This is a genomic window from Desulfuromonas sp. TF, from assembly GCF_000472285.1.
In the GTDB taxonomy this organism is placed as follows: Bacteria; Desulfobacterota; Desulfuromonadia; order Desulfuromonadales; family ATBO01; genus ATBO01.
Genome location: NZ_KI421420.1, coordinates 35070 through 57702 on the forward strand (window position 1 = coordinate 35070; position 22633 = coordinate 57702).

Annotated in this window: 18 protein-coding genes; 12 read left to right on the plus strand and 6 right to left on the minus strand. The window is 62.7% G+C overall.

The features are described 5' to 3' along the window. Positions 1-57 precede the first annotated feature (57 nt). The 4 genes from ttcA to nhaA form a co-directional block, all read right to left on the minus strand. Positions 58-819, minus strand: coding sequence for a tRNA 2-thiocytidine(32) synthetase TtcA (ttcA, locus tag DTF_RS0110765; protein WP_027715330.1), 762 nt, complete (start codon positions 817-819; stop codon positions 58-60). Between the two features lie 74 nt (positions 820-893). After that, the gene (gene lspA, locus DTF_RS0110770) at positions 894-1379 is read right to left on the minus strand and encodes a signal peptidase II (protein WP_027715331.1); all 486 of its coding nucleotides are present in this window, start codon (positions 1377-1379) and stop codon (positions 894-896) included. Positions 1380-1394: 15 nt separating this feature from the next. Further along, entirely contained in the window at positions 1395-4172 is a 2778-nt protein-coding gene (ileS, locus tag DTF_RS0110775) for an isoleucine--tRNA ligase (RefSeq protein ID WP_027715332.1), read from the minus strand. Between the two features lie 131 nt (positions 4173-4303). Beyond that, the gene (nhaA, locus tag DTF_RS0110780; RefSeq protein WP_027715333.1) at positions 4304-5638 is read right to left on the minus strand and encodes a Na+/H+ antiporter NhaA; all 1335 of its coding nucleotides are present in this window, start codon (positions 5636-5638) and stop codon (positions 4304-4306) included. A 161-nt stretch (positions 5639-5799) separates the two neighbouring features. On the opposite strand from nhaA, the gene DTF_RS0110785 reads away from it, so the two are divergent. From DTF_RS0110785 to DTF_RS26540, 11 genes are read left to right on the plus strand one after another with little or no spacing between them, the layout of a single operon-like run. After that, on the plus strand, positions 5800-8100 hold the full coding sequence (locus tag DTF_RS0110785; protein WP_027715334.1) for a putative monovalent cation/H+ antiporter subunit A: 2301 nt from the start codon (positions 5800-5802) through the stop codon (positions 8098-8100). Further along, positions 8100-8516: a Na+/H+ antiporter subunit B gene (locus DTF_RS0110790; RefSeq protein ID WP_027715335.1), complete on the plus strand. Its 417-nt coding sequence runs from the start codon at positions 8100-8102 to the stop codon at positions 8514-8516. Before DTF_RS0110785 ends, DTF_RS0110790 begins: the two co-directional genes overlap by 1 nt. Continuing rightward, complete coding sequence (locus tag DTF_RS0110795) at positions 8516-8860, plus strand: NADH-quinone oxidoreductase subunit K (RefSeq protein WP_027715336.1); 345 nt, start codon at positions 8516-8518, stop codon at positions 8858-8860. The genes DTF_RS0110790 and DTF_RS0110795 overlap by 1 nt, the downstream gene beginning before the upstream one ends. Further along, positions 8860-10374 (plus strand): Na+/H+ antiporter subunit D, encoded by a 1515-nt coding sequence (locus tag DTF_RS0110800; protein WP_027715337.1) that lies wholly within the window; start codon positions 8860-8862, stop codon positions 10372-10374. The genes DTF_RS0110795 and DTF_RS0110800 overlap by 1 nt, the downstream gene beginning before the upstream one ends. Next, on the plus strand, positions 10371-10853 hold the full coding sequence (locus DTF_RS0110805) for a Na+/H+ antiporter subunit E (protein ID WP_027715338.1): 483 nt from the start codon (positions 10371-10373) through the stop codon (positions 10851-10853). Before DTF_RS0110800 ends, DTF_RS0110805 begins: the two co-directional genes overlap by 4 nt. Next, on the plus strand, positions 10850-11122 hold the full coding sequence (locus tag DTF_RS0110810; protein ID WP_027715339.1) for a monovalent cation/H+ antiporter complex subunit F: 273 nt from the start codon (positions 10850-10852) through the stop codon (positions 11120-11122). Before DTF_RS0110805 ends, DTF_RS0110810 begins: the two co-directional genes overlap by 4 nt. Next, complete coding sequence (gene mnhG / locus DTF_RS23085) at positions 11119-11478, plus strand: monovalent cation/H(+) antiporter subunit G (protein WP_051361229.1); 360 nt, start codon at positions 11119-11121, stop codon at positions 11476-11478. The genes DTF_RS0110810 and mnhG overlap by 4 nt, the downstream gene beginning before the upstream one ends. Before the next feature lie 15 nt (positions 11479-11493). After that, the gene (locus DTF_RS26535) at positions 11494-11637 is read left to right on the plus strand and encodes a hypothetical protein (protein ID WP_155890787.1); all 144 of its coding nucleotides are present in this window, start codon (positions 11494-11496) and stop codon (positions 11635-11637) included. A 48-nt stretch (positions 11638-11685) separates the two neighbouring features. Next, on the plus strand, positions 11686-13005 hold the full coding sequence (mgtE, locus tag DTF_RS0110825; protein WP_035056807.1) for a magnesium transporter: 1320 nt from the start codon (positions 11686-11688) through the stop codon (positions 13003-13005). A 33-nt stretch (positions 13006-13038) separates the two neighbouring features. Beyond that, positions 13039-15744, plus strand: coding sequence for a cation-transporting P-type ATPase (locus tag DTF_RS0110830; RefSeq protein WP_035056811.1), 2706 nt, complete (start codon positions 13039-13041; stop codon positions 15742-15744). A 15-nt stretch (positions 15745-15759) separates the two neighbouring features. Continuing rightward, a complete protein-coding gene (locus DTF_RS26540) occupies positions 15760-17076 on the plus strand; it encodes a ferric reductase-like transmembrane domain-containing protein (RefSeq protein WP_027715342.1) in 1317 nt (438 codons plus the stop codon). Positions 17077-17210: 134 nt separating this feature from the next. Here DTF_RS26540 and DTF_RS0110845 read toward each other — a convergent pair whose 3' ends face one another. Next, positions 17211-18113, minus strand: a complete 903-nt coding sequence (locus tag DTF_RS0110845; RefSeq protein ID WP_027715343.1) for a universal stress protein — start codon at positions 18111-18113, stop codon at positions 17211-17213. Then, positions 18100-20277 carry a cation:proton antiporter gene (locus DTF_RS23090; RefSeq protein ID WP_051361230.1) on the minus strand — a complete coding sequence of 726 codons (2178 nt, stop codon included), beginning with the start codon at positions 20275-20277 and terminating at the stop codon, positions 18100-18102. The genes DTF_RS0110845 and DTF_RS23090 overlap by 14 nt, the downstream gene beginning before the upstream one ends. A gap of 230 nt (positions 20278-20507) precedes the next feature. On the opposite strand from DTF_RS23090, the gene DTF_RS0110855 reads away from it, so the two are divergent. Beyond that, on the plus strand, positions 20508-22625 hold the full coding sequence (locus DTF_RS0110855; RefSeq protein ID WP_027715344.1) for a VTT domain-containing protein: 2118 nt from the start codon (positions 20508-20510) through the stop codon (positions 22623-22625). The last annotated feature ends 8 nt before the right edge of the window (positions 22626-22633 follow it).

A 22633-nucleotide genomic window follows, 5' to 3' on the forward strand; every position in this document is an offset into this window, starting at 1 on the left:
GGTCCGTGAAAATCCATAACGACATCCATTAGCTCATATCCCTCGCCGGTTGGCCATTCAGAACGTCTTGAGGTTTTTATCCATCAGATGCCGAGGATGGACGTTCCCCAGAGCGCCGATCATGCTTCGCTTGAGATGGGAGTTTTCCCCGGCAAGCTCACGGATCAGTCTTTTCATCCGCTTGCGTTTTTGATCCACCACTCCACAGACCGGACAGGCGCAGCATATCACCGGAAAGGCGTTAGCCCGGGTGAAGGCCATGATATCCTGCTCCTCCACATAGACGAAGGGCCGGATCACCGTCTGCTCCCCGTTATCGGCCAGCAGCTTCGGGCTCATCGCCGCCAGGGTTCCCCCGTAGAACTGGTTGAGAAGCAGCGTCTCGATAAAATCGTCGAGATGGTGTCCCAAGGCGATCTTGTTGCATCCGAGTTCCCTGGCAACCGTATAGAGCACACCGCGACGCAGACGGGCGCAGAAGGAGCAATAGGAAGTTCCGGGGCGGCGTTTTTCCTCGATGATCCGGTAACAGTCGGTCGACTCCATCCGGTAGGCGAAACCATGCTCCTTCAGATGGTCCTCGAGAATCTCCTTGCGAAAGCCGGGATAGCCCGAATCGACGTTGACCGCCACCAGATCGTATTTCACCGGCGCCCGTCGGCGAAGGCTCTCCAGGATGTGAAGCAGGGAGTAGGAGTCCTTGCCTCCCGAAACCCCGACGGCGATCCGGTCTCCTTCCTCGATGAGGTTGAAATCGCCGATGGCCTTGCCGGTCAGCTTCTTGATCCTGCGATACAGTTTGTCTTCGATGAGAGGCAACGCCGTCATTCCGAATGCTTGACCTTCTATACGGTATCCAGGGACAATTCATGACCACCCGTTTCGCTCTGAGGTCAGACGGCTTTTTTCTTCCGTTCCTCCCGCCAGAGATCCAGCAGCAGGATGCCGACCCCCACGGTGATGGCCGAATCGGCGATATTGAAGGCCGGCCAGTGGTATTGGTACCAATGGACGTCGATAAAGTCGATGACTTCACCGAGCCTTATCCGATCGATGAGATTGCCCACCGCCCCTGCGAAAATGAGGGACAGGGCGACATGCAGCAGCCTCTGTTGCTCATTCAGCCGGTGCAGATACCAGACAATTCCGATGGCGGCTACAATCGAAACAGTAATGAAGAAAGGTATCCGAACCGCACTGTCGGCGAAAATGCCGAATGCCGCTCCCTTGTTGCGAACGTAGGTGATGTGGAAGAAATTCTCCACCACCGTCAGCGACTGGTGCAGGGCGAATCGGCTGTCGATGTACAGCTTCGTCGCCTGATCGAGGACCAGGACCACGGCGGAGATGATCAACAGCAGGCGGAAACGAGAGGGCACGGGATCTCCAGACTTTTAAGCCAGTGCCTCGCGGCAACGGTGGCAGACGGTCGGATGTTCGTCGCTCTGTCCTATGGTGGTGGCGTAATTCCAGCAGCGCTCGCACTTCTCGCCGAGGGCCTTTTCCACCCGCACCTTGAGCCCCGGGACCTCTTCACCGGCGACGGCCTCGGAAAGGCCTTCCGTGAGCTGAGCCTGGGAAACGATGAAGAGGGTGGCCAGTTCATTCTCATGGGCCTGAAGCAGCTCCCGCCACTCCCCTTCCGGCGCTTCGACCAGGACACGCGCGTCGAGGGAGTGTCCGATCTTCTTCTCGTTTCTGGCGAGTTCGAGGGCCTTGGTGACGTCGGTGCGCACCGACAGCAGGCGCTCGTAGCGCGCCTCGAGCCCGGCATCAAGCAGGCTCGAGTCGAACCGCGGGAAGGCGGCCAGATGAACGCTCTCCTCCCGTTCGCCGGGGAGTTCCGCCCAGATCTCGTCGGCGGTGAAGGAGAGGACCGGTGCGACCAGTCGGGTCAGGGCATCGAGGATGCGGTACATGGCGGTCTGGGCGCTGCGCCGGGCCAGGCTCTTGCCGGGAGAAATGTAGAGTCGGTCCTTGAGTACGTCTAGATAAAAGGCGCTCATGTCGACGCTGCAGAAGTTGTGCACCGCATGGTAGAGGACGTGGAATTCGTATTCCTCGTAAGAGCGCTCCACGCGGTTGACCAGCCCCTCCAGGCGGGAGAGGGCCCAGCGGTCGATTTCCAGCAGATCACCGTCGGGAACGCCGTCGGCGGCGGGATCGAAGCCGTGCAGGTTGCCGAGGATGTAGCGGGCCGTGTTGCGGATGCGCCGGTAGGCGTCGGAGAGGCGCTGGAGGATCTCCGGACTGATCCGGATGTCGTCGCGGTAATCCTGGGCCGCCACCCACAGGCGCAGGATCTCGGCGCCGAATTTCTTGATGACTTCCTCGGGGGCGATGACGTTCCCCGTCGACTTGGACATCTTCTTGCCGGCCCCGTCGACGACGAAGCCGTGGGTCAGCACCGCCCGGTAGGGGGCGACCCCCCGGGTGCCGACGGCGGCCAGCAGGCTCGAATGGAACCAGCCGCGGTGCTGGTCCGACCCTTCCAGGTAGAGGTCGGCGGGAGAGCTCAGGTTCGCGCGCTGCTCGAGGACGGCGGCATGGGAGACCCCCGAATCGAACCAGACGTCGAGGATGTCGGTCTCACGGGTGAATCCGGAATGGCCGCAGGCGGCGCAGGCGGTGCCTTCCGGCAGAAGTTCGGAGGGCTCTTTCTCGAACCAGATGTCGCTCCCTCCCTCCTCGAAGAGATCGGCGACATGGTGCATGGTTTTGCCGTCGGCCAGAGCCTCGCCGCACTTCTCGCAGTAGAAGACGGTGATCGGCACTCCCCAGCTGCGCTGGCGGCTGATGCACCAGTCGGGGCGATTCTCGATCATGCCGTAGATGCGTTCGCGACCCCAGCGGGGGATCCACTGGACGTCGTTGATCGCCTCCAGCGACTTCTGCCGCAGATCGCCTGCGGCCATGGAGATGAACCACTGCTCGGTGGCGCGGAAGATGATCGGCTTCTTGCAGCGCCAGCAGTGCGGATAACTGTGGGAAACCCTCCCCTCCTTCAGCAGGGCTCCGACCTCGGCCAGTTTCTCGTTCACCGCCGCGTTGGCGTCGGTGATCTTCATCCCCCCGAATAGCTCCAGATCCTCCCGGTAGCGGCCGTAGTCATCCACCGGGTTGTAGATCTCCAGTCCGTACTTCAGACCGACCTGGTAGTCGTCCTGTCCGTGGCCTGGGGCGGTGTGAACGCAGCCGGTGCCGGCCTCAAGGGTGACGTGGTCGCCGAGCATGATCAGGGAGTCGCGCTCGTAGAGGGGATGACGGCAGTTCTTCCCCTCGAAGATGGGAGCGTCAAAGGTGGCCAGGACCCGGAAGTCCTCAATGCCGGTCTCGCGCAGGACCTGCTCGTGGAGCCCCTCGGCCACGACCAGGACCTCTCCGCCGGTTTCGACCGCCACGTAGGGGAGTTCCGGGTTAAGGCAGATGCCGAGGTTGGCGGGGATGGTCCAGGGAGTCGTGGTCCAGATGACGAAGAAGATGTCCCTGCCCGCCAGGGCGGAGAGTTCAGCCGGCAGTTCACCCCGGTAGGGGAACTTCACGTAGATCGAGGGAGAGGTGTGATCAGCGTACTCGACTTCGGCCTCGGCCAGGGCGGTGACGCAGGAGGAACACCAGTGAACCGGCTTCTTCCCCTTGAACAGGCTGCCGCGCTCGGCGAACCGGGCCAGCTCCCGGGCGGTGGCCGCCTCGTAGTCGTGAGTCATGGTCAGATAGGGATTGTCCCACTCCCCGAGCACTCCCAGGCGCTGGAACTCGGTGCTCTGGATATCCACCCATTCCCTGGCGTAGGAGCGGCACTCGCGGCGCACCTCGGCCTTGCTCATCTCCCGCTTCTTATTCCCCAGCTTTTTGTCCACCATCAGTTCGATGGGCAATCCGTGGCAGTCCCATCCCGGCACGTAGGGGGCGTAGAAGCCCTGCATCCGCCTGCTCTTGATGACGATGTCCTTGAGGATCTTGTTGAGGGCGTGGCCGATATGCGTATGACCGTTGGCGTAGGGAGGTCCGTCATGGAGGATGAAGGAAGGACGGCCCTGGCCCGCTTCCTCGATCTTCCGGTGGAGGCCGTCATTCTCCCACCGCTGCAGGATTTCGGGCTCGCGCTGAGGCAGGTTTCCCCGCATGGGAAAGTCGGTGACGGGCAGGTTGAGGGTCTCTTTATAATCCATATCGGTCCTCCCGGAAAACCTCTGGGGTGGCAAAAAGTCAAGTCATGTAAATTAACAAAAAGGACCGATGTATTCAAGAGAAAAGGGCGTAGAAAGGGCGCGTCACGGGCACGGGAGAGGATCTGGAGCCGTCAGGTGGAGCGTTGCCCGGTGCGGGAGAGGAGCAGATAGCCGACCACCCCGGCGAGCAGGGAGGCGGCGAAGATGCCCACCTTGGCGTCGGTGATCAGTTCGGTCGGACGGAAGGCGAGATTGGTGATGAACAGGGACATGGTGAATCCGATCCCCGCCAGGATGCCGGCGCCCAGGATCTGCGGCCAGCGGACTCCGGACGGCAGGTCGCAGATTCCCAGACGCACGGCGATCCAGGAGAAGATGAAGATCCCTGCCGGTTTGCCAAGCAGCAGCCCCAAGGCGACTCCCAGAGTGACAGGGTGGGTCAGGGAGGTCGCCAGGTCTGTTAAACCGATCGTCACCCCGGCATTGGCCAGGGCGAAAATCGGCATGACGCCGTAGATGACCCAGTTGTGCATTTCGTGCTCCATGCGCTGCAGGGGGCTGATGGCGTCGTGGCAGACATGCTCCAGGGCCAACAGGGCGCCCATACGCTCTTCCTTCTGGAATGGTCCCTCCTCTCCTTCGATCTCCTGATAGCGGTCCAGGAGTTCCTGTGTCTTGTGCAGAAAATCCTCCTTATTTACACGGGGGATCACCGGAATGGTGGCGCCGATGAGAACCCCGGCCACGGAGGCATGAATCCCTGACTTGAGCATCGCCACCCAGAGGCAGAACCCCACCAGGGCATAGAAGTTCGGGCTCTGGATCCCGAGGCTGTTTCCGATCATCAGCACGATCATGAAAATCGCCGCCAGGACCAGGGCAATTTCGGAGACATCCCCCGTGTAGAAAAGGGCGATGACCAGAACGGCGCCCAGGTCATCCACGATGGCGAGGGCCGTAAGGTAAATAGCCAGAGAGCGCGGAATCAGCTTCCCAAGAAGGGCGATGACCCCAAGGGCGAAGGCGATGTCGGTGGCCATGGGGATCCCCCACCCGCTCGTCTCCTGGCCTTGGGAGTTGATCATGAGATAAATCACGGCGGGCACGACCATCCCTCCGAGAGCGGCGGCGATGGGAAGGGTCGCGCTTCGCAGGCTGGCCAGCTCTCCGGCGAGGAACTCGCGCTTGATCTCCAGTCCCACGACAAAGAAGAACACAGCCATGAGCCCGTCGTTGATCCAGTGGTGCAGCGATTGGGTCAGGCCGAATTCGTTGAATCCGATACCCAGCTTGATTTCCCAGAAATGATGATAGAAATCCCGGGCCGGGGAATTGGCGAGCACCATCGCGAGGACGGTAGCCCCCAGCAGGACGATGCCTCCCGAAGCCTGGCGCTTGAAGAAATCTTCGAAAGGGCGCAGCAGAATGGCAAGCTTGTAGGTGAATTCATCTAATCTTAATGGCATGTTAGGAAGTTTGCCATTCGAGTGCCGAGAAATCAAGAAAGAGCTGCACAAAAGAGGCGTTGGAATATGGATTTTTCATCCATACCCGATAACCTTTGATATTAGGCGCTCACAAAAAGTCCATTTTCAGCTGTTTTTACCGGCTCCCCGGAAACCGCGACATGCTCCCAGCCCTCTCCTCCATTCTCATCGCAATACTGGTGGCGCCCCTGCTGGGGCGCCTCCGCCCCCATCTCGCAGGATGGATTTGCGCCATCATCCCCCTGGGGCTGACGGGCTATTTCCTCGGGAAGCTCGGTCATGTCTCCGGCGGGCAGAGCATAATGGAAAGTTATCCCTGGATTCCGGCTCTGGAAGTCAATCTTTCCTTCTATCTGGACGGACTGAGTCTCTTGTTCGCCCTCCTGATCACCGGCGTCGGAACGGTCATCATGATCTATTCCGGAGCGTACATGGAGAAGGACGCCCGTCTGGGACGTTTCTTCGGTTACCTGTTCGCATTCATGGGGGCCATGCTCGGCCTGGTGCTGTCCGGCAACCTCATCACCCTTTTCCTCTTCTGGGAGCTGACCGGCATCACCTCCTTTTTCCTCATCGGATTCGACGACCGGCAGGAGTCCGGCCGCTCGGCGGCCCTGCAGGCCTTGCTGGTGACCGGACTGGGCGGGCTGGCCATGCTGGCCGGCTTTCTCCTGCTCGGCCTCGTCGCCGGCAGCTTCGAATTGTCCACCCTGCTGACGGCCGGCAACGGCGTGCGCAGCCACACGCTCTACCTTCCGATCCTGTTGCTGATCCTGGCGGGCGCCTTTACCAAGAGCGCCCAGTTCCCCTTCCACTTCTGGCTCCCCTCGGCCATGGCGGCGCCGACGCCGGTGAGCGCGTACCTTCATTCGGTGACCATGGTCAAGGCGGGGGTCTATCTCCTCTTCCGCCTCAGTCCGGTGCTCGGGGGGACGGCCGCCTGGCACGGCCTGCTGGAACTGGCGGGCGGCACGACCATGTTGCTGGGCGCCTGGCTGGCCTTTCTGCAGAGCGACCTCAAACGCATTCTCGCCTACTCCACCGTCAGCTCCCTGGGGACCCTGGTCTTTCTGATCGGCCTCGATCTCCCCTTCGCCACCGAGGCCGCCCTGGTCTACCTGCTGGCGCATGCCCTCTACAAGGGTTCGCTATTTATGGTCGCCGGAGCCCTGGACCATGCCACCGGCAGCCGGGACGTAACAGTTCTCGGGGGGCTGTTTCCCCGAATGCCGCTGCTTGGCACGGTCGCCGTGATGGCGGCCATATCGATGGCCGGCGCCCCTCCCTTGCTCGGCTTCATCGCCAAGGAGCATTTCTATGAAGTGGTGCTGACGGCGCCCCGGGCGATCCTGGCGAGCAGCGCGATGGCGATCCTGACCAGTCTGCTGATTGTGGCGGCAGCGACCGTGGTCGCCTGTCGACCCTTCTTCGGCCGTCCTGCCGACACCCTGGAAGAGCCGCATGGCGTTCCGCTCAGCCTCTGGCTCGGCCCCGCCCTGCTGGCCGCCCTGGGCCTCCTTTTTGCGATTTTTCCGGGACTGGCCGATCTGCCGCTCCTCGTACCGGCGGCGGGGGCGGTCCTCGGGGCGCCGGTGCGCTTCGAACTTCATCTGTGGCACGGCTTCAGCTGGGTCCTCCTGCTCAGCGCCGTCACCCTGGCCGGCGGAGGCGTCCTGGCCTGGCGTCACGATCCCTGTCGCCAGTTTGTCCGGCGCTGGGCCAGTGTGGCGGCCTGGGGGCCGGCCCGGGGGTATGAAGGGGCGCTGGCGGGGCTGGACATCCTGGCCCGCGGGCAGACCCGAATCCTGCAGAACGGCCGGCTGCGCATCTACCTGCTGGTGACTGTGGCCTCCACGGTGGCACTGGTCGGTTTCACCTTGTTTACCCGCGCCGGCATCCACCTCGAATTTGGGCTCATCCCGTTACGTCCCCGCTACCTGGCAATCATGGCGCTGATTCTGGCCGCCGCCTGGGTGACGGTTCGGGTCGGCTCCCGCCTCGCATCCATCGTCGCCATGGGGGCGGTCGGCTATGGGGTGGCGCTGATCTTCGTCCAGTTCGGCGCCCCGGACCTGGCCATTACCCAGCTCACCATCGAGACGATGACGGTGCTGCTGTTCGTCCTGGTGATCCACCGGCTGCCCCTGTTCAGCCGGATTTCCCACGGCTGGAGCCTCCGCCTCGATGCCGTGGTGGCCCTGGCTGCCGGTGGTCTGATGACCGTGCTGGCGCTGGTGGCTCTGACCGAGCACAGGGGCTCTCGCCTTGCAGAGTATTTCGCCGAGCAGAGTCTGCCGGCCGCTCACGGGCGCAACATCGTCAACGTCATTCTGGTAGATTTTCGCGCCATGGACACCCTCGGAGAGATCACCGTGCTGGCGCTGGCGGGCGCCGGGGTCTTTGCCCTGTTGAAACTCGGCGCCAGGAAAGGGGGCAAGTGATGAAATCGCTCATCCTCAGAACCGCGACCCGGTTTCTGATGCCGATGATGCTCCTCTTTTCGGCCTTTCTGCTTCTGCGCGGGCACCATCTTCCCGGCGGCGGCTTTGTCGGCGGCCTGGTCGCCGCCGCCGCCTTCAGCCTCTATGCCTTCGCCTTTGACGCCCGGGAGGCCCTTTTGCTGCTGCGGGTCGATCCGCGCAGCCTGGTCGGCGGCGGGCTGCTGCTGGCGCTGGGGAGCGGTTCCCTGTCGCTGCTGGCCGGCGACCCCTTAATGACCGGGCAGTGGGGCGCCCTGGATCTGGGAAAAGTGGGGGAGTTCAAACTGGGGACACCTCTCTTCTTCGATGCGGGTATCTACCTGGTGGTGCTGGGGGCGACCCTGGCCATGATTCTAACCATGGCGGAGCGAGAATAATGGAATTGCTGATGGCGATCGTTATCGGCGGCCTCTACGCCGCCGGCATCTTCATGCTGCTTCGACCGAGTCCGGTCAAGCTGGCCATCGGCCTCGGGCTGCTGACCAATGCCGTGAACCTGCTGATCTTCGTCGCCGCCGGGCTGACCCCGGGACGCGCGCCACTTGTCGAGGCCGGGGCGGTCCGTCCGGCTGGCTCTTTCGCCGATCCCCTGCCCCAGGCTCTCATTCTGACGGCTATCGTCATCGCGTTCGGTGTCCTGGCCTTCACCCTCGTGCTCCTTCGACGCGCCGCCGAGACCCTGGGCGTGGACAACCTGGACGATATGAGGTCAACCGATTGATGCAGCTGCTTCTGGTTCTTCCCATCGTCCTGCCGGTGACGACGGCCGCTGTCTGCCTGCTGCTCTGGCGCTTCGGCGCCGTCCAGCGGGCCATCGCCACCGTCGGCGCAGCCGCCCTGCTGGGCAGCGCCTTGGCCCTGCTGGCGGCCGTGCGCCGAGAGGGGATGCTCGTCCTCCAACTGGGCAACTGGCCCGCCCCCTTCGGCATCACCCTGGTTGCCGACCTCTTCAGCGCCATCATGACCGTGCTGGCCGCCGTAATAGGTCTGGCGGTAGTTGTTTATTCGCTGGCCACCATCGACATCCGCCGCGAAGCCTTCGGTTACTACCCCTTCCTCCATATCCTGCTGGTGGGCGTGTGCGGCTGCTTTCTGACCGGCGACCTGTTCAACCTCTACGTCTGGTTCGAAGTGATGCTGATGGCCTCTTTTGTCCTGCTTTCGCTGGGGGGAGAACGCGGTCAACTGGAAGGGGCGGTCAAATACGTCACGCTCAACCTGCTGGCCTCGACCTTCTTCCTCTCGGCGCTCGGTCTCCTCTACGGCATGGTTGGTACGTTGAACATGGCCGACGTTGCCCGGCAGCTTGGCGAGGTCGGCCGGCCGGGGCTCGTCTCGACCCTGGCCATGCTCTTTCTGGCGGCCTTCGGCATCAAGGCGGCCCTTTTTCCCTTCTTCTTCTGGTTGCCGGCGTCCTATCACACCCCGCCCGTGGCGGTTTCCGCCATTTTCGCCGGCCTGCTGACCAAGGTGGGGGTCTATTCCCTGATACGGGTTTTCACCCTGCTGTTTATCCAGGATGTCGGCTACACCCATGGCCTGATCCTGGTCATTTCCGGCCTGACCATGGTGACCGGAGTGCTCGGGGCCATCGCCCAGAACGAATTCCGTCGCATCCTTTCCTTTCACATCATCAGCCAGGTCGGCTACATGGTCATGGGTCTGGCGCTCTTCGCCCCCCTCGCTCTGGCCGGCTCGATCTTCTACATCATTCATCACATCATCGTCAAAACCAACCTCTTCCTTGTCAGCGGGGTGGTCCTGAAACTGCGCGGGACCCTCGAACTGAGCCGTCTCGGCGGCCTCTACCAGCGAGCCCCCACCCTGGCATTTCTCTTTCTGGTCCCGGCCCTCTCCCTAGCCGGCCTCCCCCCTCTGTCGGGATTCTGGGCCAAGCTGCTCCTGGTCCGGGCCGGCCTGGAGACCGGCAGCTATCTCATCGCCGCCACAGCCCTGGGAGTCGGCCTGCTCACGCTTTTCTCCATGACCAAGATCTGGGGGAAGGCCTTCTGGGGCGGCCCGCCGGAGGCGGCCGGAGGCAATGCGACGACGGAAGAAGTCCGGCTCCCTCTCGCGGCACGGCTTTCGCTCTACCTGCCGATGACCGCCCTGACCCTGCTCACGGTCATCATCGGTCTGCTGGCTCAACCGGTCTTCGAGATCTCCCTGCAGGCCGCCCAGCAGCTGCTCGACCCGGATATTTACATCCACGCCGTTCTCGGAGGAAAGAAATGAACCGGTTCTGGGGAATCATTTTTCTGCCGCTCGTCTGGATGACGTTGACCGGCGATTTTTCCGGTGGAAACTTCATCCTCGGCCTGCTGCTCAGCTCCCTGGCACTATGGGTGGCCCATCCGGTAGGGGAGGGGGTTCCCCTGATCCATTATGTCCGCAAGGGGCGCCGCTGGTTCGCTTTCAGCCTTTTCTTTCTCCGGGAACTGATCTGGGCGAGCCTGCGGATCACCTGGGATATTTTGACCCCAAGGCACCGGATGCGTCCCGCCATCCTGGCGATCCCCCTGGACGTCAAGACCGATCTCGAAATCACCACCCTCGCCAACCTGATTACCCTGACGCCCGGGACTCTGAGCCTGGACGTTTCGAGCGACCGGAAAGTGCTCTACATCCACGCCGTGTACGTCCACGACGTGGCAGCGTTCAAAAAATACATCAAGGACCGCCTCGAACGGCGGGTCCGGGAGGTGTTGCGATGATCCTGCAGGCGACGGTTCACTACCTGGTTTTCCCTATGCTGACCGGAGCGCTGGTCCTGGCTTTCATCCGCCTGCTGCGCGGCCCGACCACGGCGGACCGGATCGTCGCCTTCGACCTGATCGCCGCCGCCTCGGTGGGGATCATCGTGGTTACCGCCATCGTCACCGAACAGGCTGTGCTGCTCGACGCGGCCAGTATCTGGGCGGTGATCGCCTTTGTCAGTGTCATCGCCTTTGCCGATTACATCGAGCGCCGGGGGGGGGTATGAGCGAGATCGTCGTTGCCGCCCTGCTGGTTTTCGGCGCCGCCTTCATTCTGGTTGCGGCGATCGGCCTGGTGCGCATGCCTGACATCTTCCTGCGCATGTCCTGCAACGCCAAGGCCTCCACTCTCGGCATCGGTCTGCTGCTGCTCGGCCTGGCAGTTCATTTCGGTGAGATGGATGTGAGCGGCCGCGCCCTGGCCACCATCGGCTTCATTGTCCTGACCACTCCCATCGCCTCCCACCGCATCGGCCGGGTGGCCTATCTCGACGGGACGCCCCTGTGGGAGGGAACGATCGCCGACGAGATGCGCGGAAAATATGCGTCCGGCGAGGTAATGGCGGAGCGGAAGAAAGAGTAGCTTGGGCGACGGCCGGTGGCGAAAACTCTCGGCCTGCCGCGGGTTCCCCGCTGGCGCCTGTCGGCGCGCATCCATCATCGCTCGGGGGTCTTCGGACTCTTCGACGGAGTCCGCGGGGGCTCCAATTTCATGGGTCTGGGCGTGACATATCGGTTTTGATCTGGCATACATTAAAGAGTCTTTCTTCTTTCGGAAAGCAGGAATCGCATGACGTTATCACCGTTGCCTGCAGAGGACTTGCGGGCTCTGCGAGAAGAACTGGGCGATCGTGACGCCCTCAGCATCGCCGACGACCTGGGCCGCCTTGAGCCGGCGGAACGGGCCAAGGTCTTCCGCCTGCTGACAAAGCAAAAAGCCTTGGCCGTCTTCCAGTTGCTGGACACCGCCCACCAGGAGGAGTTGGTGAGCGGGCTGCGGGACGAGCAGGTACTGCGGCTGGTCCAGGAGCTGGATCCGGACGACCGGGCGCGGCTCTTCGACGAAATGCCCGCCGCCGTGGTGCGCCGTCTGCTTGCTGGCCTGAGCCCCCGCGAGCGGCGCCTGACCTCGATGCTGCTGGGTTTTCCGGAGGAGTCGGCCGGACGGATCATGAGCCCCAAGTTCGTCCGGCTGGTTCCGGAGATGACTGTGACCGAGGCCCTGGAAAGGGTACGCCGGCGGGGAAGGGATGCAGAGACGATCTATGCCCTGCCGGTCACCGACGAGGAACTTCGGCTGGTGGGGGCCGTGGAACTGCGGGACCTGCTTCTGGCCGAACCGGAGACCCGGGTAAGGGAGATCATGAACCCCGAGGTCCGCGCCGTGCGGGTGGACGAGGACCAGGAAAAAGTGGCGCGGCTGATCCAGGCGGCGGACCTGCTGGCGCTGCCGGTGGTCGACATGGAAAACCGGTTGGTGGGGGTGGTCACCGTAGACGACGCCATGGACGTGCTTGGAGCCGAGGAAGAAGAGGACCTGGCCCGCACCGGCGCCTCCGAGCCCCTGGGACGCCCCTATTTTTCCGCCTCCATCTTCCGGCTGGCGCGCAGCCGGGCCACCTGGCTCCTCCTCCTGGCGGTGGCCGCCATCCTCACCGTCAACGTCCTCAGCGCTTTCGAGCACACCCTGGAATCGGTGGTCACCCTGACCCTGTTCATCCCCCTGCTGATCGGCACGGGTGGAAACGCCGGCGCCCAGTCGGCGACGACCATCGTGCGCAGCATGGCCATGGATGACATCCGCCCCGGAGACATCATGCGGGTGGTCCTGCGGGAGGGCCGGGTGGGACTGCTGCTGGGGACCATGCTGGGCGGACTGAGCTTTATACCGGTGTGGCTATTCACCGGCCGCTCTCTGGCACTGGTCATCTCCCTCACTCTGATCACGGTCTGCACCCTGGCCTCCCTGGTCGGCTCCCTGATGCCCCTGCTCGCCCGGCAGATCGGGGTGGACCCGGCCGTGGTCAGCGCCCCATTCGTGACCACCATCGTCGATGCCAGCGGTCTGCTGGTTTATTTCCTGATCGCCCGGGCGGTCCTGGGAATCTGACAGATCGGCAACCCGGCGAAAAATAGGATCTCTATGCCCGGTCCAGACTCTGACCATTCCGAAACCGCCTGGCACGCCCTGTCCGGGGAAGAAACCCTGGCGCGGCTCGACGCCCGGGAGGCAGGACTGACCCCCGAAGAGGCCGGCCGTCGACTCGCCGAATTCGGCCCCAACCGTCTGCCGCCTCCCACGCGGAATGGCCCCCTGCTGCGTTTTCTCCTCCAGTTCCACAACGTCCTCATCTACGTCCTTCTGGTCGCCGCCGTCGTGACCGCCTTTCTCGGGCACTGGGTCGATTTCGCGGTCATCCTGGGGGTGGTGGTGCTCAACGCTCTGATCAGCTTCATCCAGGAGGGGAAAGCGGAGAAGGCCCTGGAGTCGATCCGCCGCATGCTTTCGCTGCACGCCACCGTACTGCGCGGCGGCCATCGCCGGCAGGTGGGGGCGGAAGATCTGGTCCCCGGCGACATCGTCTTTCTCCAGTCGGGGGACAAGGTGCCGGCCGATCTGCGCCTGCTGCAGATCCATGAGCTGCAGGTGGACGAGGCGATGCTGACGGGCGAATCGCTCCCGGTGAGCAAGTCGGCGGAACCGGTGGCGGCCTCGGCGACAGTCGGCGACCGGACGGACATGGCTTTCTCCGGCACCATGGTGACGTCCGGACAGGGAACCGGGGTGGTGGTGGCGACGGGGGGGGAAACCGAACTGGGGCGCATCAACGAGATGCTCGCGCAGGTACAGACCCTCACCACCCCCCTGCTGCGGCAGATCGGGGAGTTCGCGCGCCGTCTGACGGTCATCATCATCGTCCTGGCCGGCGGCACCTTGGGTTTCGGCGTCCTGCTGCGGGGCTACTCCCCCGGCGAGATGTTCCTGGCGGCGGTCGGCCTGATGGTGGCCGCCATTCCCGAAGGCCTGCCCGCCATCATCACCATCACCCTGGCCATCGGAGTCCAGCGGATGGCCCAGCGCCGAGCGATTATCCGCCGGCTGCCGGCGGTGGAGACGCTGGGAGCGGTGACCGTCATCTGCTCCGACAAGACCGGGACCCTGACCCGTAGCGAAATGACGGTGCAGGCGGTGGTCACCACCGATCATCGCTTCGAGGTCAGCGGCGTGGGGTATGATCCGCACGGTGTTTTATCGATTGCGGGACAGGAGGTCTGTCCCCCCGACTATCCCGTTCTGGAAGAAATCGGCCGGGCGGGTCTGCTGTGCAACGATTCGATTCTGGCCGGTGAGGAAGGGGAATGGCGGATTCAAGGAGATCCCACTGAGGGGGCTTTGCTGGTTCTCGGGCGAAAGATGGGGATCGATCCCGACCTGGCCGGAGAAAGATGGCCGCGCGACGACATCATCCCCTTTGAATCGCAGCACCGTTTCATGGCGACCCTGCATCATGACCATGAGGGGCACGGATTTATCATTCTCAAGGGCGCGCCCGAACGCCTGCTGCTGATGTGCGACCGGCAGCGCAGCGGCAAGGGGGACTTTCCCCTTGATTATTCCTTCTGGCTGGGGGAGATGGAGAGACTGGCCGTGCAGGGGATGAGGGTGCTGGGCATCGCTTCCGCACCCGCGCGGGCGGAGCAGGACAAGCTGCTTTATGAGAACGTCGAGAACGGGATGGTCCTGCTCGGCCTCGTCGGCATCATCGATCCCCCCCGGGAGGAAGCCATTGTCGCCGTCCGCCAATGCAGGTCGGCAGGGATCCGGGTCAAGATGATCACCGGAGACCACCTGATCACTGCCAGCGCCATCGCCCGGCAGATGGGTATCGGCAGCGGGCAGGCCGCCCTCTCCGGCGAGGATCTCGAAAAGATGGATGATGCGGAGTTGCAGCAGCAGGTCCGGACGGTCGAGGTTTTCGCCCGCGCCGCCCCCGAGCACAAGCTGCGGCTGGTTGAGGCTCTGCAGGCCAACGGGGAAGTGACGGCGATGACCGGCGACGGGGTCAACGACGCCCCCGCCCTCAAGCGTTCAAATATCGGCGTAGCCATGGGGATCAAGGGGACGGAAGTGGCCAAGGAAGCGGCCGAGATGGTCCTGACGGACGACAACTTCGCCTCCATCGCCAGCGCGGTGGAAGAGGGTCGGACCGTCTACGACAACATCCGCAAGGCGATTTTGTTCATTCTCCCCACAAACGGCGCCGAGGCGCTGATCATCCTGGTCGCCATCGCCTTGGGCCGGAGCCTGCCGATTACTCCGGTGCAGATTCTGTGGATCAACATGATCACCGCCGTCACCCTTGCCCTCGCTCTGGCTTTCGAGCCCCCGGAGAGCGATGTCATGAGCCGGCCGCCCCGAGATCCGCGGGAACCGATCCTCGGCCCCTTTCTGATCTGGCGCCTGGTCTACGTATCTTTCATCCTGGTGGCCGGCACCTTCGGCCTTTTTCTCTTGGAGCGGGAAAGCGGCGCCGACATCCAGACCGCCCGCACTGTCGCGGTCAACACCCTGGTCATGTTCGAGGCTTTTTATCTGCTTAACTCCCGCTACCTGCACCGCTCCGTACTTTCACGCGAGGGTCTGCTGGGCAATCGCTACGTTTTGCTCGCCATCGCCCTTGTTATCGCCTTCCAGCTTCTGTTCACCTACGCGCCGCCGATGCAGCTGCTGTTCGACACGGTCGCGATGGATGCCATGGCATGGCTGCGGGTCGTTCTGGTTTCCTTCTCGGTTTTCGTCCTGGTGGAAGGGGAAAAGCTTGTATTTCGTTTCTATTACCGGGATTGACGGAGAGAGGGGCTGATGGAGAATATTCCGCGGGGCGTTTTATGGATCGGACTCTACCTGGCGCTGGTGACGACGCCGCTTTTCTTTCTGCTGCTCGGGCCGATGCCTCCGGGGAGCGGCTTCTGGAACGATCTGTCCCTGGCCCTGGGGTTCGCCGGAACTGCGATGATGGCAGTCATGTTTGTGCTGACGGCCCGCTTTCATCGGGCGACCGCCCCTTTCGGCATCGACCTCATCTACTACTTTCACCGCCTGACCTCCCTGGCAGCCTTTATTTTTATTCTGGCCCATCCGTTCCTCCTGATGGCCGAAGAACCCGCTCTTCTGTCTTTCCTGCATCCTCGTTTCATCCCCTGGCACCTGACCAGTGGAGTCCTTTCGTTTCTGCTTCTCTCGACGCTCATGGCGACCTCGCTCTGGCGCAAGCCCCTGGGCATTCACTACGACAGCTGGCGTCTGGGACACATGGTCCTTGCGGTCGCCGCCTTGGCGCTGGCTGTCGCCCACATTGCAGGGACGGGGCACTTCAGCGCCGTCCCCTGGAAGAGCGGGTTGTGGATGGCCATTGCCCTGTCCTGCCTGGCCGTCGTCGCCTATGTCCGCCTGCTCAGGCCTCTGCAGATGCTCCGGCGCCCCTACAGGGTGCAGCAGGTCAACGCCGAACGAGGCAGCACCTGGACCCTGGTTCTGAAACCCCAGGGACATGGTGGATTTCGCTTCCTGCCGGGGCAGTTCGCCTGGCTGACCCTCTGGAGTTCGCCCTTCGCCATGAAAGAACATCCCTTTTCCATTTCGTCGAGCGCGCAGACGACCGGGGAGCTGCACTTCACGATTAAGGAGCTGGGCGACTTCACCCGCCGCATCAAAACCGTGGAACCCGGCGCCATCGTCTATCTCGATGGACCTTACGGATCCTTTTCGGTGAATCGCAGCCGGGCGCCCGGCTTTGTTTTCGTGGCCGGGGGTGTTGGAATCGCCCCCATCATGAGCATGCTGCGCACCCTCGCCGATCGCGGCGACGGACGCCCTTTGCTGCTCTTTTATGCCTATCACACCTGGGAGAGATTGACCTTTCGCGAGGAGTTGGAGAATCTCAAGGACCGGCTCAATCTGAACCTCGTCACCGTGTTGAGCGAGCCGCCCGGAGACTGGGAGGGGGAGATCGGGTTTCTCAGGGAGGAAATCTTCGCCCGGCATCTGCCGGCTGACAAGATGCCAAGAGAATGTTACGTCTGCGGTCCGACACCCATGATCGAAGTGGCGGAGCGCGCCCTATCGCGCCAGGGCGTGCCCCTCGGCCGAATTCACTCAGAGCTGTTCGACCTCGTTTAAGAAGGGGATTTCAAATCGTGCGCCTTCTTCTCGCCAGAGCCCTGGCCCTGCTCAGCTCCCTTCTCCTTTTCCTGCTGGCGGCGCTCTTCGCCTGGCTGCTGAACCGGCCGTGAAAAACTGATCCCCGGGCCGCCTCAGGGGAGCTCAAAACGGAAATCCGACGGGCGTACGGTAAGCACGTCGCACGGCGCATGGAGCAATACGTGTTCGGCCACGCTTCCTAGGAGGATGTAGGGCAGCCCCGAGCGCCCCTCGGTTCCCGTCGCGACGAGCTCCGCCTTCAGCTCTCCTGCCATTTGTGAAATCAGCATGGAAGGATGACCGTGTCGGAAATGCCGCTCGATCTGCCGGCCGGCCAGATCGATTCCCTGGAGAAACTCATCCATTTTCGTCTCTGCATGACCCCGGGACATTTGATGGTATCGAGCCAAGGCGTCTTCTCCACCTCCGGCCAGTGCAAGGCGTCCCTGCCCCCAGAGCTCATAAACGTGCAGCAGGTCGATTCGGGCTCCGGGGGCCAGAGCCAGGGTTGTGAGAAGCGCCCGCTGCGAACCTTCGGAAAAGTCCGTTGCCACCAGCACCCTTTCGTAAGCTCCGACGGGCGGTTTCCTGACCGTCAGCACGGGGAATTCCCCCTTGCGCACCACCTTTTCGGGCGTGGTGCCGAGGAATCGGTCCCGGATGGAATGACTGCCATGCGCAGCCATGACGACCAGCTCGGCCGACACCTGGCGGGCATGGCGGATGATGACGACAAAATCCTTGCCGACCTCGACCCCGCAATGCAATGGGATATCCTGCCCCACCGTCTTCTCCGCCTGGCGCTGCAGCCGTTCCTCGGCCTCCCGTGTCGCTTCCCGGAAAAGCCTTTCGTCCCCGGACCCTTCCGGCAGGCTCAGGCTGGAGCTGTTCTCCAGGACGTGCAGCAGCTCCAGGCGAGCACCGTGTTCGCGGGCGATGAAGGCCGCCCGCCGGAGGGCGATCTCCGAATTCGCAGAAAGATCGCTGGCGGCCAAAATGACTTCAGGACGAGCCATGGCGAAAACTCCTTTCTTCGGAGTTGGCCTTCTTCAGACACTCCCGGATCGCGTCCGGATGCCCAAGGACCAGAAGGATATCATGTGGCCGGAGAGTCTCTTCGGGTGACGGCGAGAGGATCCTCTCCTCTCCGCGTTGCAGTCCGATGACGGAGATCCCGTGCCGATGGCGAAAATCCAGTTCGGTCAGGGTCTTTCCCGACCAGCTGGATCCGCTATCCAGGGGGATTTCCGCCACATGGAATTTTTGTTTTTCCTCTGCCTCAGCTTCCACCTCCTCCAGGAGCCTTCGCGCCATTTTCAGCCCCTCTTCGGTCCCGAGCAGCACCAGCCTATCGCCGGGGAGTAGGAGAAAATCGGAACCCGGATCGAAATGGCTGCGTCCGGCCCGGTCCACCGCCACCACCGAAGCCCCGGTCCGGGATCGCAGGGACAGATCACCGATCTTTTTTCCGCTGGCCAACGAATCCGGTCTGAGTTTGACCTCTTCCAGGGTCACCGGCCACGGTGTCAGTTCGGTGAATTCCTCCCGGGAGTCGGTCAGGTAATCGACCGCCTGTTCCGCCGCGTCGACAAAGGGCCAGAGCACTTTGTTGGCTCCGGCCTGGCGGTAGGTCTCCGCCTCGCTCCGGTTGTGTGCCGTCAAAACGATTTTCCCCGGATATCCTTTTTCCCGCAGGGCGTGAAGCAGAGAGAGGTTGGGCTCGCGCCCCGGGATGGCGTTGACCACCCAGCGGGAATGCCGGAAGGGAAGGTGCTCCAGGATTTCCGGATCTTCGACTGCCCCGTAGCGGACGGAAATCCCTTTCGCGGGTTCGGCGGACACGACCTCGGGATCGAAATCGACGGCCAGCACCCGCTTTCCCCGACGGACCAGGTTCTCGGCGATATTGCGCCCATAGCGGCCCAGGCCGAAGAGAATGACGTCGACCTTCTCCGGCTCCCCGCCGCTTTCCTCCTCGGCCTCCCGATAAGGAACTCTGCGTTCGAAGATCCCGAGGAAAGGCGAGATCCGCTGGTAGATGGGATGGGAGTAAAGAATCAGATACGTGGACAGGCCGATGGTGATGAGGCCGACGAGCGTGATCAGCCCCAGGGTTTCCCGGTCGATATGTCCAAGGCTGACGCCCAGGGCGCCCAGGATCAGCGAGAACTCGCTGATCTGGGCCACGGTCAGCCCGGCCAGGAACCCGGTCCGCTTCCGGTATCCCATGAAGCCCATGATCGCCATGACGATCAGGGGGTTGCCGATCAGAACGAAGGCTGAGAAGATGAGAGCCGGTACGACCTGGGCTTCCAGCATGGAAAGATCGAGCTGCGCTCCCAGGCCGATGAAGAAGAAGAGCAGCAGGAAGTCGCGCAGGCTGACCAGCCGCGAGGCGATCGTCTCCCGGAACGCCGTTGAGGCCAGGGAGACGCCCGCCAGAAACGCGCCGACCTCCTTGCTGAAATCGAGGAAATCTCCGACGGCGGCAAGGAATATCGCCCAGGCGATGGCGAAGAGAAGGAGCAGTTCCTGGGTGCGGGCCAGATGAGGGAGGAGGTACGGCAGTACGAATCGCATCAGCAGAGCCACGCCGCCGATCAGGAAGGCGCCTTTCAGCAGGACCAGAAGGCCGTCTATCCAGAGATGTCCCGTCGCTTCCCCGGCTCCCAGGGCCGTCAGGCCGATCATCGCCAGGATGACGGCGATGTCCTGGACGATGAGGAATCCGACCGCGATGCGCCCGTGCAGGGCATCGATCTCGCGCTTGTCGGAGAGAAGCTTGACGATGATGATGGTGCTGGAAAAAGTCAGGGCGACGGCCACATACAGGGCGCCGACGATGGAAAACCCCAGTGCCTGAGCAATGAAGAAGCCGAAGAGGGAGGTAAAGGCGACCTGCCCCAGCCCCGTTGCCATGGCCACCGGGCCCATGGTGCGGATCAGGTGAAGATCGAGCTTGAGGCCGACGACGAACAGGAGAATGGCGATGCCGATCTCGGCCAGCAACCCCAGCCGTTCGTCGATCCCCACAAGGTCCAGCCCCGAAGGTCCCACAAGGATGCCGACGGCGATGAAGGCCACAATGAGCGGTTGGCGAAATTTCAGGGCCAATGCCCCCAGGAACGCGCTGGCGGCGAGGATCAAGGCGGTCTCATAGAAGAGATTCTCCAGAAGCATGATCAGAATTCCCGGGATGTTTCTTTCGGATATTTTGACCGGGTGGGAGGGATCCCACTTTATCCAGCCCGCCCTGAGACGATCTGTTGGATTATAACAAACGGGAGAAGGGCGGCTCAGCGAAAGGGTCCTTCTTGTACCCCACCTTTAACTTGATACACTTCAATTGTCGGATTCGCAGTCGGATAACGTTACAGATTCTCAGTGGTTAACGAAGAGGAAGGTAATCCTTGGCCGATCCCATCCTGAAGACGGGGCGGAACTGCTGGCGCATCGAGCCGAGCCGGCGGGCCGCTTTCCTGATCGATGGAGAGGCGTATTATTCTGCCTTTGCCGCGGCCGTGGAACGAGCCCGCAGACAGGTGCTCATTCTCGGCTGGGACATCGACAGCCGCGTCCGCCTCTTCAGGGATGACCTGCAGCACCGGCTTCCCGGCGACCTGGGAAGCTTTCTGAAGGAAGCGGTGTCCCGGCGCAGGAGCCTCCATATCCATATTCTCGACTGGGACTTCGCCATGCTGTACGCCCTGGAGCGGGAGATGCTGCCGATCTTCAAGTTCGGCTGGGGGACTCATCGCCGCCTGCACTTCGAACTCGACGGCCGGCATCCGGTGGGGGCGTCCCACCATCAGAAGATTGTGGTGGTCGACGACAAGGTCGCCTTTGCCGGCGGCATGGACCTGGCCAGCGGCCGCTGGGACACTCCCGAACACGATCCCACAAATCCCCGCCGCCGCGACAACGGCAAACCCTACCTCCCCCATCACGATGTCCAACTGATGGTGGACGGTCCGGCGGCGGCGGCCCTGGGGGAACTCGCCCGGCAGCGGTGGCAAAGAGCCACCGGCAAAAAGCTGAGACCGCCCCGGTCCGGCCCGAGCGATCCATGGCCGCCCGACATCGGCCCGGATATGCAGCAGGTGTCCGTCGGCATCGCCCGCACCGAACCGCCCCACAACGGGCGGCCCGGCGTCCGTGAAATCAAGAATTTCCATCGGGACGCCATCGCCGCCGCCCGTTCCGTGATCTACATCGAAAACCAGTATCTGACCTCGGCGGCGGCAGGAGACGCCCTGGCAGAGCGCCTCGGGGAGGAAAACGGTCCGGAGGTGATCGCCGTCGTCCCCCGTGAATGCTCGGGCTGGCTCGAAGAGAGCTCCATGGGGGTGATACGGGCCCGGCTCCTGCGGCGCCTGCAGGCTGCGGACCTCCATGGCCGGCTCAGGATCTGTTATCCCGTTTTCAAGGGGACTGATATATACATCCACTCCAAAGTCCTGGTGGTGGACGACACCCTGCTGCGAATCGGATCCTCCAACCTCAACAACCGCTCCATGGGTCTGGACAGCGAGTGCGACCTGATCATGGAAGCCGGCGGCAATGCGGAACATCGGCAGGAGATCGCTCGGTTGAGGAACCGGCTGCTGGCGGAACACCTGGGGCTCTCCTCCGGACAGGTGGCCGAAATGATCGCCGAAAAAGGCTCCGTGAGAGAAGCCATAGACGCTTTGCAGGGATCCGAGCGAAACCTGGAACCCCTCGTCGTCGAAGAGGAAGACCTGTTGGAGGAACTCATACCCGGAGCGACACTTCTCGATCCGGAACGACCCGTCAAGTTTGAGGAGCTGATAAAAGACATGGTGCCCAAAGAAGAGCCGGAATCGCCCGAAAAAGATGGCAAGCCCCGAATGTACCTGCTGCCCGGAGCGATCATCCTGGCCCTGGCGCTGACTGCCGCCTGGCGGCTGACTCCCCTGAGCGAATGGCTGGATTTTCGGACACTCACCGAATGGGGGCAGACGATCGGCGACAGCGTATACGCGCCTCTGCTGGTGATAGCGGCCTTCACGATCGGCGGACTGGTCATGTTCCCGGTTACCGTGCTGATCCTCGTTACCGCCCTCGTCTTCGGCCCCGTCATCGCGTTTATCTATTCACTCGTCGGCAGCGCCTGCAGTGGAGCTCTCACTTTCGGCCTGGGCCGGATACTGGGCCGGGAGACCGTTCGCAAGCTCTCCAAGGGTCGTCTGAACCGCCTGAGCCGGCTTCTTTCCCGCCGGGGCCTGCTCGCCGTCACGGCCGTTCGGATCATCCCCATCGCCCCCTTTACCGTGGTCAATCTCGTCGCCGGTGCTACCCATATCCGGTTTCGCGACTTCTTCCTGGGCACCCTGTTGGGAATGACTCCGGGCATTCTGGCCATTACCATCTTCGAAAAAGGGCTGGAGAGCGCCATACGGGAGCCCCAGGCCAAGAATTTCATCCTCCTCCTGGTCATTCTGCTGTCGATCTGGGTGGGGATCTGGCTGCTGCGGCGCTGGATAAGCGCCAAGGAAGAAGAGGTCTGAAGGGGGAT